The organism is Paenibacillus ferrarius (genome assembly GCF_002027705.1).
GTDB classification, from domain to species: Bacteria; Bacillota; Bacilli; order Paenibacillales; family NBRC-103111; genus Paenibacillus_E; species Paenibacillus_E ferrarius.
Map to the genome: position 1 here is coordinate 114,764 of NZ_MBTG01000005.1, position 12,451 is coordinate 127,214.

Sequence of the window (12,451 nt, forward strand, 5' to 3'; positions counted from 1 at the left end):
CACGCCCCTTTTTGTTAGAGTGAGAATCATTATCATTATTATAAAACAAAAAGGAAAGCTCTTCAATCATGCATGAAAAGCTTTCCCTTTATATCCTAATGATGTGTTGACTGGACCGTTTATTTCACTAAGAATTGCAACAGATCGTCAATTTTCATACGATTCGCTGTAATGCCCCCCGATTGCCAATGCGAACGTTCAAGCTTATATACATGACCATTCTTCACAGCTGGAATGCCTCTCCAAATGGGATCGTCAAGCAGAGCAACCGCTTTCTTATTGGACTCTGAGTCCCACTTCCCATCAGAAGGGAAAATGATAATATGATCGGCAGTAAATTCTGGTATTTTTTCTTGTGAAATAACTTCATGGGCTTCGATACCCTTCACCCACGGAAACGGCTCCAAACCGAGGTCTTTGTAAATCATGCCCGTGTAGGCATTATTTTGACCGAACAAGCGCAGCTCCGGCTTTCCTCCGACATCAAGACGCACAACAGCAACGGTTTGCTTGCCAATGGCCGCATCCAGCTTCAATTTGGCATCTGCTACCTTCTGATCATAGTCTTTCAATACGCTGTCCACCTTCTCAGGAATACCAAGCAGATCAGCAACAGTTCGCAGTGTCGCTGCAGGGTTCGTAGTCACATCGCGAGTCAACCGATAGGTTGGAGCAATCTTCGAATACATTTCGTAGCCCGCTTGATCTATCCCCGCATTCAAAATAATTAAATCGAGATTCTGCTCAATCAGCGGCTCGAAGCTGCCAGTGATATCGAACAATGGAACATCAGCATCCGGCATCCCCAAATAATCCTGCTTCCCCCACGATGGATGATACCACTGCACCATCGGCTTCACGCCCAGTGCCAACATATAATCCTCCAAGTAAATGCCTGCCACTCGCTTTGGATTAATGGGAATTTTCACTTCACCAAAAGCATCCTTGACTATTCTTGTCCCACTGTCTGACTGTTTATTGGCTCCCGCGTTCATTGATTTCCCCTGCTTATCGCTGCAGCCTGCCAAACTCACCATAATAACAAGGAGCACGACCAGCCAATGCGTCCCCCGTATGTGCCCTTTTAATTGCTCTGCCATTCTTTGTGCCAACTCCCTCAGCTAATGTCGGTTATCATGCAATGAATTTTATCAGTAATAATGATAATCGTTATCATTACATGCATAGCCCATTATAACCTGCCGATTAGGCTGACTCCATACACATTTTCAATATCATTTTGCACAAACGCAACGATACTGTCTCAAAAGTAACATTGTTGAAATGCAAGTCAGTTTTAATCAGTAGACATCGGCAAAATCCCTCCTTTTGTTCAAATGGTTGGGTGGTGCCTCCATTTTGTCAAAGAGAGATATCCTTGTGGCCTCTTGGAAGGCGTTTTTTGGCATTTCACTGGATAAACTCCAGTCAAAGTTGCATTTCCTCCTTCCAAACCCGATAACACTGTATTAATTCCAGTGGAATTGGGGTTTGCGGCCTCTAGGAAGGCGCTTTTTGCATTTCACTGGATAAACTCCAGTCAAAGCAGCATTTCCTACTTCCAAACCCGATAACACTGTATTAATTCCAGTGGAATTTGCCAACAGGGTTGGGGTTGGGGTTGGGGTTGGGGTTGGGGTTGGGGTTGGGGTTGGGGTTGGGGTTGGGGTTGGGGTTGGGGTTGGGGTTGGGGTTGGGGTTGGGGTTGGGGTTGGGGTTAGGCGGCACCCGGCGAGCCTCTAAAACAGAAGAGGCTGCCTCATAGTCATTTTCGACTTTTGAGACAGCCTCGTTGATTTAATGATTTAACCTTTTATACCACTAAAGGTGATTCCATTAATGAACGTTTTCTGGAGAAAAAAGAACAAGATAATAACGGGTAATGTCATCAAGGTTGAGACGGCCATTAGCAGGCCCCATTCGGTACCTTTTTGGCTTTGGAACTGCTGTAATCCCAGTGAAACTGTATAGGATGGCTCATTGGTTAAATAAAGCAGTGGACCAATGAAATCGGTCCAACTTCCCATAAATTGAAACAGCGCCACAGCTAAAACGGCAGACTTGGCTAATGGGAACATAATTTGCAAATAAATCCGGAACTCACTGGCACCGTCTATGCGGGCCGCTTCGCGAAGGGCATCGGGCAGCCCAAGAAAAAACTGCCTTAGCAAGAAAATGTAAAACGGCACACCAAAAAATTGCGGAACAATGAGCGGAAGAGATGTCCCAACCCACCCTATTTTAGTGAACAAAAGGAAAAGGGGGATCATGGTAACTTGTCCGGGAATCATCATAACCGCAAGCGTAATGAAAAACAGCACGCCGCGACCGCGCCACTCCAGCTTGGCAAAACTGTAGGCTACCAAAGGACAAGATATGATCACACCAAGCGTACTACCAATTGTAATAACCGCCGTATTTCTCAAATATGTCCAGAAAGGGATGTATTCTACCGCACGGGCATAGTTGCTCCACTGAAATGGATGTGGAATCCACTCTGGGGGAAACGTAAAAATCTGTGTGAGCGGTTTAAGAGAAGTTGAAACCAGCCAGATAAAAGGAATAATGAAAAAGAATGCAGCAATAATGAGACATAAATGGGCTAAAGTTCGGTTTATTCTTTTAGCAACTAGAGGATTCATTCTTTATTGCCTCCTTTATTTCCCTTGATAATGAACCCAGCGTTTAGATGAGACGAAAATTAACGCAGTTAATGCCATAACAATTACAAACAAGATCCATGCCATGGCGGAAGCATAGCCCATTTTAAAATATTTAAAACCATTTTCGTATAAATACATGACGTAAAATGTCATGGAGTTTGCTGGGGTTCCTTGGCCTTTAGTCATCGTGTACGGGAGGGTGAACTGTTGGAACGCTCCAATCGTTCCCATGACCAAATTGTAGAAAATAACAGGAGTTAGCAATGGTACTGTTACTGTTTTCGTTTTCTGAAACCAACTAGCCCCATCGATTTCCGCAGCTTCGTAGTACTCATCGGGAATGTCTCCTAAACCAGCAAGATAAATGACGACTGCATGACCAATCCCCCACAGAGACATAAGGATGAGGGAAGGTTTAGACCACGATTCACCACCCAGCCATGGGGGGCCATCGATCCCGATACTTGCTAACATCCCATTGACCAAACCGAAGTTTGGATGCAATAACCACATCCATAAGACAGCCAAAGCCACCTGCGGCACAAGGGTAGGCAAGAAGAAGATCGTTCTGTATACGGACATACCTTTGATCTTCAGATTTAACATCATAGCGAGTGCCACACCAAAAAATATGCTTAACGGTACAAAAAAGACGGCAAAATAGATCGTGTTGTAGATAGATTTCCAGAACAAGGGATCATGAAAGAGATCCTTATAATTATTCAAGCCCACAAATTCACCAGGTTGCAAAATGCTATACGTCGTGAAGCTGAAGTAGATCGAGGCAAACATTGGAATTGCATAGAAGAAAAGGAGACCTAGAGCCCAAGGTGAGGCAAAGATCCACCCAATTACGTTAGTCCGACGAAATGATCTTTGTTTTCTTACGATCGTAGTAGCTAATACAGGAATAGAATCAGCTTGCTTTTCCATTTACGTCCTCCCTCCGAATCTTATACACGAATAGGCAAGGAGAGAGTAGCTCTCCCTGCCTATGGCGTATCTTATTTATTATATTTTTCCAATGCTTTATTTACGGTCTCCGTCACTTTATCTAGATTCTCCTTAGGGGTGCCATTGCTGCGAGTAGCCTTTTCCGTTGCGGAAGCCAATTCATTCCAGAGCAGTTGCCCTTCAGGTATAACCGGACGGTTATGCGAATTAGGAAGAATTCTAACGAATTCTTTCATAATTGGATCGTCCTTGTATCCGAATTTGGCGTTAACTGAATCGATAACTGACATACCGGAATTGGCGTTCAGCAAATATTGCCCTTCTTCTTTGCCTAGAAATTCAAGGAACTTCCAAGCAGGTTCTGTGTTCTTAGCCCCTTTAGGGATAATTAAAGACATACCGCCGGACCACGTTGTGAAGTCAGTTCCTGTCGGTGTCGGTATCGGTGTAACGCCATAATTCAGATCCGGTTTAAATTTCTTAATACCCGCTACCGTCCAGTTTCCACTAATCTTCATACTGATTTGGCCGGTGATGAAGGGGTCCATTTCATCCGCCCCTGCTGCGCTTGTGAAGCCAGCAATATCCTCGACATTGTATTTTTTACCAAAATCGGTCATCCACTGAAGTGCTTCTACGACCTTAGGATCATTGGCAGTGATTTTCCCTGTTGATTTATTTTGGAAATCTCCTCCGAACGACCAGCCCCAGCCGTACAGCCAGCCTTGTGAATACCATGGAATAAATCCGATCCGTTTGAACCGTTTGCCTTCCTTACTGGTCAGTTTCTCTGCAGCCGCTTCGAGCTCGGCAATGGTTTTTGGCGGATTGTTCGGGTCAAGCCCAACTTCTTTGAATTGATCTTTATTATAAAAGAGTAAGCGAGAGTCCGTACCTAACGGAATGGCATATAACTTGCCTTTATAACTGGACTCATCCCAAGCAAATGGATAATACGAATCCTTATTAATTCCAGCTCCAGCGGCCATTGCGGATAAGTCAGTCAATGAATCTTGCGCAGCCCAAGAACCGACTTTAAAACGGTCAAAATAGGCAATGTCTGGCGGATTACCGCCTGCGACCGCAGTAAGCAGCTTCTGATCGGAGCCCTCAGAGGACTCTGTATATACCAATTTGATTTTGATCGTAGGATTTTTCTCTTCAAATGTTTTCACAACTTTATTCATATTTTCTAAATCGATGGATGTAAGACCATGCCACATCGTGACAGTAGATACACTACCTTGTCCCCCTTTAGCATCTGTAGCGGAGCTGGTTGAAGTCGTGCCACCAGTGGTTGGAGTCGATGAGCAAGCGGTTGCAAGAATTGAAATAGAGAGTACAGATACCCATGTCGGAAATACGATCTTCCGTGATTTTCTCATGCATAATTCCCCCTTAAGGTAGGTTTTATTATTTCAACTTAACTTCCTGTGAAGCCTAGCTCACATCCTGTAAGGATCAGATGCGCATGAGCTCAAATGAAATTTAATCTTACGTACCACTATGTATGTATGCGTTTACATTGCGTTGAGAAAACCCACCCCATCCCCACTAATTAGTATGTTTGTATATACTAAGTATATTAATATACACATACATACCACGTCAACTTCAATTTCGCGACATGAATTTCCCAAAAACTGCCTGTTTTAGCTTTCTCCAAAGGATTCATGTCCGTATATTGCATAAAAACAAAAATAAAAAAAACATAGCGTAACCCATGTTTTTTTCAACCGCTATTGCGCTGCCGTTGCCGGTTATTTTTTCACAACCATTCGATGTTCGATAATTCGCTGTTCGGGAACGGCTTCTCCGCTTAACTGCGAGACGAGCAAACGCACTGCTTCTTCGCCCATTCGTTTCTCATCTTGTTGAATATGCGTGAATATCGGCTTCCCAAAGTGATCGTTCAATGAGTCGAAGCATACGATGTCGTAATCGTCCAGTGATCTTCCTAACGCGTCAATTACCTGAGCTAGCATTGTTGCGACCAAATATTCCGAGACGACGAAAGCTTTTACGTCAGAATATTGTTCCAAAAAGTGCTTAACTGTATTTTTGTCGCTTTCGCTTGCCGTTCCATGCATATTTATGGGGAGAATCCCCTTTAAATTCGTCAAGCAATAATCCTCATTTAGCTTCAAGCCTTCTTGGGTAAAGGCTAAGGTATAGCCCAAAAGCCTTTCTTCCAAAGTTGATGTATTCTCCACTGGCGGAGACAAAAAAGCAATTTGCTCATGACCTCTCTCGATCAAATGAAGTGTGAGCTCCTTGGCGGCTTTTTTATTGTCCGTGTAAACCGAGCAAACTGGAATTCCTTTCAAGTATCTGTCGACTAATACGACAGGAAACTTGTCCAATACAAGACGAAGCAGTCCCTCATTATAATGTTCGCCATGGATGGGCGTCACAATTAACCCCTTGATGCCTAGACTGCCAAGCAGTTGGATAGCGCGTTCTTCTTCTTCTCTGCTCCCCCAAGTTCGTTTGATAATCAGATCATACTTGTGCTCAGCGCTCTGCTTTTCCATCGAACGAAGCAGTTGCAAGCCAAATTCATCGGAAAAATTCGAAATAATGAACCCGATCAACTGTCTGCCGTTTTCTTCGGGCATCCGAATTATTCGTTCCTCCCAATGCCGCTTTTGCTCCAATTCCCCAGCAGTACCATGCGCCACGAACGACCCTTTTCCCTGAATGCGTTTGATGACCCCTGCTTCAGCCAGCTTTTCCAGCGCTTTTTTGGACGTGATGCGGCTGACACCAAACTGTTCGGCTAGTTCTTTTTCAGAAGATACACGGTCTCCTGACTTCAATTTCCCTATTTGAATCTCTTGAACAATATGCCTATAAAGCTGTTCATATAAATGTACTTCCATCTGATTCACCCTAACGCCGTTTTGTTAATATACTAAGTATATCATTTCATAGATGATTAGCAATGCTAACAAACTAATTCCGTCATTTTCTTTGGAAAATTGCACTGCACAATCAACACAAAAAGTGCTTTTGCCAATAGACAACGTTTCAGCTTTTTAACAAAAGCAAAACACAACTATTACAAAAACACTCTTATGGCTGCTGCTATTTCGATAATGCTATTATAGTGACTTATGGCCTATAAAGCAAGGTAAGGATTCCCTGAATAAGACCAACGAACTAATTAGCTATAATATCGTTGATCTTCTTCTCCAGCATGGCAAGTCCTGCTTCAGGATCCAGCCCGCCCAGAACGATGCTTTGGAGATCCTCCGAAAGCGTTGTAAAGATCGTCGCATACTTGTCGGTTTGCGGCGCAAATTTAACATGATGCTGATCTTCGATAAAGAGCTTCCTATAGGGCAGTTGTTGATACTCCTCGCTTTGCAGAACAGCTCGATTCGCCGGCACATGTCCCGCAAGCCCCCAGGTCTTGCTGCCAACTTCAGAGAAATACTTCATGAAGACCATTGCTGCACGCTGCTTCTCCTTCGTCACATAGGCAGGCACCACTAGCGTATGCGAGCTTCCCCAATGCGAGAAACTGCCGAATATGGGAGGAAGGGGCATCATGCCGACCGGCAATGACTTCTCGCTGAGATGGTGACCTGCTTCCCACACGCCTCCGAACCATAGCGCGGCTTTCCCCTCGTGGAAGGAGTCCCATGGCGTTTTATCGTTTAAATCGGACAAATGATTCGCGTAAAGCTGCTGATAAAATTTCAACACGCTGAGCGCTTTCTCGTTATGGATGGCTGCTTTCGACATATCGGAATTAAGCAGTTCACCCCCTGCTTCATAATATAAATTCAGGAATGGTTCCTGAAAGTATGGCGTGTTCACTGCGAAAGGCTGAACACCGGGTACTTTCGCTTGAATTTGCGTCAGCATGCGAATGAAACCCTCCGGCGACGCCTCGCCAAGTTTCGGCGTGTCATCCTCATTCAACAAACCAGCTTTTTTCAGAATCGCCTTGTTGTAATACAGCATGTGAAAATGCGTATCAAGCGGTACAGCGTAAGGTTTGCCATTAAAGCTCACACTCCGTAAATTGGACTCCTCGATTTCTTTGAAATCGAATCCGTTTTCACCTGCCAAACCGTCAAGCGGCACAATCTGCTTCGCCTTAACGAACGGCGACATCCGATCGACATGGGCAACTGCGACATCCGGTCCCTTCCCAGAAGAAAGTGCTGTACTCAATTTCACGTAGTATTCATTGGATTCCAGCCGAAGCTGTTTGACGAAAATCTCCCTCTGCGAGACATTGAAGCGTTTAACAATTTGCTCGACGAAATCCCCCTCCCCACCGCCGAATGGATTCCAAAACGAAATCTCCATAGGAGCTTCATTGCCGATTGATGCTGCTTTATTTTTGGCCATTTGCTCGGCACTGCCATCAGGGTTTGTCGAACAACCTGAGACCGTGAGCGCCAGCATAACGATAAAGGATAGAGGCAGAGCCCGGTACTTCCTGAACATAACAGTTCCCCCTCTCTCTCTCTGTTTAACCAATACTAATTTTAGTAAGCGCTTGCAAATATGGATGTGAAAGGAATCGACTAGACGTCGCCTCTAGTCCGATTCCGATATTCCGATGGGGAAACCCCCGTAATCTTTTTAAACACTTTAGAGAAATATTTCGGGTCCTGAATCCCTACCAAATGACCGATGTCCGCCGTTTTGAGCTCGCCTGTTAGCAGCGCCTTCGCTTTCTCAATGCGGATGCGTGTTAAGTGCTCCAAAAAGCTTTCACCCATTTCTTTTTTGAACAGGTTGGCAAAGTAATTTTTACTTAAATGAACTAGCTGGCTGATCGATTGCAAGGAAATTTCCTGATGATAGTACATCTGTATGTATTGGGCTGCCTTAATAATCCCGTTGCGGTCACTGTTATATACGTGAATCATGTGCTGGACAAGCTCCTCGAAAGCCTGGAGAAACCACGCTTTACTCTGCTGGATCGTCTCCAATTTGGCTAGCTGGTCAAAATATTGCTTTTTCAGATGGAGAATATTGTGCTGATCGCTGGAAACGTCCGACCAAAGGGTCGTCAACATAATTAGGAGCTCCAAAGAGATGATTTGTACCATGTCATAATCTTTGCGGGAAGTGAGATGCTCGAATATTTCTTCCAAATAGGCTTGCAGTTCCTCGGATTGAAACGCATAGACCATCGAATGTATGTGATTCGTACTCACCTTGATAGGCTCGGTTTGCTGATTCTGCACAGGAACGTAATCCACACCATAGACAATCACCTTTCCGCTGCCGATAAACATTTTATACTTAGCGGCGGTCATAGCTTGCTCATGCGCATTCTGCAAATCTGACCAAGCCATGATGCCTCTGCTGACCCCAATGGTACAAAGCATCTCATAGTGATCTACCAGATACGTAAGAAGCGATTGCGCAATTTCCCTCACTGCCTTCAAGTCTTGAGCTTTCCTCGAAAACAAAAGCACATTCATTTCGCCTAGTCTATCTGGGAACACTTCGTAGCTAGCCCCATATTCCGCCGCCACAATGCGATCCAACGCACTTCGTATATAGGATTGCCCTTCCGTGATACCCAGCTGAAAAGCATTTTTCCCAATATGCAGCACATAAAGCGGCAGCTTGGCATCCAGAAGTCCCAAACTTTCAATAGCGCTCTGCACGCTTAACTGTTCTGTCCCTGTACCTTCGACAAGATCCAGCAGCAGCTTTTCTTTCCATAATGGCTGGGCGCTTGCCGATTGCTTCTCTTCCCTGTTGGGAGACGCCTCTTCTATGGCTTCCTTCACCTTCATCAAAGCTTGTTCGAAATCTCGCGGCATCATATCCGACTTGATTAAATATTCCGAAACCCCATAGCGGATCGCTTCCTTGGCATATTGAAAATCCTCCAAATTGCTGAGAATCAGGATTTTCATGTGGGGGCTAAATTTACGCACTTCTGAAATTAAACCAATCCCGTCCATTATTGGCATTTTGATATCGGTAATCAGAATATCCGGCGGCTCCTGGCGGATGAACGCAAGGGCTTCTTGCCCGTTGGCTGCTTCCCCAATAACGGTTAACCCCATCTTTTCCCACTCGATCATAGACCGAATCCCATACCTGACAATATATTCATCTTCGACAATCACGACGCTAAACATGAATCTCCACCTACTCCATATAAGGAAGCCGAATACCGATTCGCGTACCGGTTCCAAGTTCACTTTGAATGTCTAAGCCATACATTTTACCACAGATCAGTTTGATGCGTTCATCCACATTCGATAAACCGATGCCACCGAGCTTTTCACCCGATGTCTCTTGATGTGTACGAAGGCTCTTTACAAGCGATGGCTCCATCCCGCAGCCGTTATCCGCTACTTCAAACCTGATGCCGCCCCCGGGATGCAGGCTACAACGAATATGAATCTCACCGCCTGATTCCCGCTCGGTAAACGCATGGAGAATGGCATTCTCCACAATCGGCTGCAAAATCAGTTTCGGCGTTCGGAGTGTGCGAACATCTTCTTCCAGATATACGAACGTTTCAATATGGAAGTTGAATCTGAATTTTTGAATGCCCAGATAACACTGTACATGTTCAATCTCTTCTTCAACCGTAACCGTCTCTTCGCCTTTGCCTAAACTGATACGGAGCAGTCTGGATAACAGACTAACCATTTCTGCGGCATTATTCGCTTTCTGCAACAAGGCTGTCCATTTAATAATATCCAGCGTGTTATATAGAAAATGAGGGTTGATTTGTGCCTGCAGTGCTTTCAACTCTGCTACGCGTTTATGGTTCTGTTCTTCATAGACCGCTTTAAGCAGCTCATCAATTCTGGCAACCATATAATTAAAATTCTCGCCTAATATATCAAATTCATCATTGCGCCGTTTGGCCTTGAATCTAACGCTAAGATCTCCCGACATTACCTGGCGCATCAGACGGATCATTTTCAAGATTGGATTAGAAATCGAATTCGCCAAAAATATGGCCGTTAAGATCGAAAACAGAATACAGATCAACGCAATAATCATAATAATTTGCAACAGACGATTGGTATCTTTATACAACGATGATTCCGAGATGACATTGACCACAATCCAATCGTTCGTATGCAATTTCTTATAATTGACAATCAGCCGCTGACCGTCATGCTTGAGCGGAAAGGCCAACTCCTCCGAAGGCTTACGAAATATTTGGCTGTAACCGCTTTCTCCCAACACCTGTTTGACACTCTTGCCAAGCAGTTGGCTGTCTGGATAAGAAATAATTTGTCCGCTTCCGTCAATAACAAAGCTTTGGATATCCATGTTGCTCTTCGTCGTCTTATCACCGATTTCTTTGAGCACATCTTCGCGAATGTCCAACACGGCAATAATGCCTACCGGACTATCATCTGAAGTCTTATAAATTTGTTTGGCCAAAGAGAACACATGGACATTCTGTGAATTCAAACTGTCTACATACGTACCCAGACGGGTTGGAAACCAGCGAAAATTGCTCCCGTCCTCCAACGTCCGAAGGAACGGTGAAACTTTCTCATTCGAGCGGTCGTTCCAGCGATAAATCCCTTTGATGTAATGCTTCGGAGACAGGAAGGAGATCGACTGCAAATCCTGATTAATCGCAATGATCGTTGAAAGCTTCGTCGTAAGTGAAAGAGAGTCCAAATCATACTGCGCAGCATCTGTTCGATCTAGGACTCGCAGCATCGAGACAATGTCGTTGTTGCCTACGACCTGCATCATCATATCTTTGTATATCCCAAGTCGGGTGTCGATATTTTCGGCTGTTTGCCTCAATAATTGTTCCGAGTACTCCGTCACCTTCTTGTTAATCGTTGATTTGGAAATCGAAAATGACATAAAACCCATGGCGAGCAGCGGCGTTAAGGAAAACAGAAATAAAAGCAGCATCCATTTGTAGCGTATGCTGCTCGTCCATATATTCATCCATGAGATGTAGCGATTCCACTTCGATTTGTTAGTCTTCCCTGCTGTTGGGGTCATCGCAACAACCCTTTCTACGTTAGAGGATCTTTCCTTTACCCTTTAATTCCTGACATTGCCACACCTTGCACGATATGACGCTGCAAAAGCACGAAAACCAGAATAGTGGGTATCGCTGCAATCGCGCTGGCTGCCATAATGAGATTCAAGGACATCGTATTATTCGACAAAAAGGTTGGCAGTCCTGCTGAGAGAATCATATTCTCTTGCGAGGTAATCGACAAATACGGCCACAGGAAATTGTTCCACGATAAGATGAAGTAAAAAATACCCACAGAGACCATCGCCGATTTCGTAAGCGGTAAGCAAATCCGCGACCACAGCCCAAAATTCCTGCAGCCGTCAATTTGTGCTGCCTCTATGTAGTCCTTTGGAACGCCATCCATGAACTGCTTTAGCAGCAAAATACCTATGGGATTCGTCAATCCTGGGAGAATAATCGCCCAGATGTTATCGATGAGTTTCAGATGCAGCGTCGTTTCATACAGCGGAATGAGGATCGCTTCCGTTGGAATAAGCAAGCCTGAAACAATGAGCAGAAAGAACAACCCTTTGGATTTAAATGCTAATTTGGAAAAGGAAAAGGCTGCCAATGAGCTGAAAAATAAGGAAAGAATCGTTGTTATCACGCCGATCGTGAAGCTGTTCCAAGTCCACCTCAATATTTGCGAATCTTTCAACACTTTAGCATAATTAGCCATATTTAGATCAGTGAATTTCAACCAGTCCTGAAGTGTGTATACATAGACACCGTCCGGTTTAAGCGACACCAGCAGCATCCAGATCAGGGGAAAAATAAAGACAAGGGCAAGCACCACGGCGATGACGTTAAGTGCGATTGGTTTCATTGTTCA

General features: G+C 44.6%; 9 protein-coding genes. All 9 read right to left on the reverse strand.

Features of this window, described 5'->3' with window-relative positions; genetic code table 11:
* Positions 1 to 119: 119 nt before the first annotated feature.
* The 9 genes from BC351_RS06950 to BC351_RS06990 all read right to left on the reverse strand — a co-directional run bounded on the left by BC351_RS06950 (position 120) and on the right by BC351_RS06990 (position 12,445).
* The gene (locus BC351_RS06950) at positions 120 to 1,100 is read right to left on the reverse strand and encodes an ABC transporter substrate-binding protein (RefSeq protein ID WP_079410019.1); all 981 of its coding nucleotides are present in this window, start codon (positions 1,098 to 1,100) and stop codon (positions 120 to 122) included.
* Positions 1,101 to 1,805: 705 nt separating this feature from the next.
* Positions 1,806 to 2,642, reverse strand: a complete 837-nt coding sequence (locus BC351_RS06955) for a carbohydrate ABC transporter permease (protein ID WP_079410021.1) — start codon at positions 2,640 to 2,642, stop codon at positions 1,806 to 1,808.
* Positions 2,643 to 2,657: 15 nt separating this feature from the next.
* Positions 2,658 to 3,596 carry a carbohydrate ABC transporter permease gene (locus tag BC351_RS06960; RefSeq protein ID WP_079410023.1) on the reverse strand — a complete coding sequence of 313 codons (939 nt, stop codon included), beginning with the start codon at positions 3,594 to 3,596 and terminating at the stop codon, positions 2,658 to 2,660.
* 71 nt (positions 3,597 to 3,667) lie between these two features.
* Entirely contained in the window at positions 3,668 to 5,002 is a 1,335-nt protein-coding gene (locus tag BC351_RS06965; protein ID WP_079410025.1) for an ABC transporter substrate-binding protein, read from the reverse strand.
* A 375-nt stretch (positions 5,003 to 5,377) separates the two neighbouring features.
* Positions 5,378 to 6,499: a GntR family transcriptional regulator gene (locus BC351_RS06970; protein WP_079410027.1), complete on the reverse strand. Its 1,122-nt coding sequence runs from the start codon at positions 6,497 to 6,499 to the stop codon at positions 5,378 to 5,380.
* A 280-nt stretch (positions 6,500 to 6,779) separates the two neighbouring features.
* Complete coding sequence (locus BC351_RS06975) at positions 6,780 to 8,081, reverse strand: ABC transporter substrate-binding protein (protein ID WP_079410029.1); 1,302 nt, start codon at positions 8,079 to 8,081, stop codon at positions 6,780 to 6,782.
* Positions 8,082 to 8,161: 80 nt separating this feature from the next.
* Complete coding sequence (locus BC351_RS06980; protein ID WP_079410031.1) at positions 8,162 to 9,742, reverse strand: response regulator; 1,581 nt, start codon at positions 9,740 to 9,742, stop codon at positions 8,162 to 8,164.
* 10 nt (positions 9,743 to 9,752) lie between these two features.
* Entirely contained in the window at positions 9,753 to 11,597 is a 1,845-nt protein-coding gene (locus tag BC351_RS06985) for a cache domain-containing sensor histidine kinase (protein ID WP_079410033.1), read from the reverse strand.
* 35 nt (positions 11,598 to 11,632) lie between these two features.
* Positions 11,633 to 12,445 (reverse strand): carbohydrate ABC transporter permease, encoded by an 813-nt coding sequence (locus BC351_RS06990; RefSeq protein ID WP_079410035.1) that lies wholly within the window; start codon positions 12,443 to 12,445, stop codon positions 11,633 to 11,635.
* Between the last annotated feature and the right edge of the window lie 6 nt (positions 12,446 to 12,451).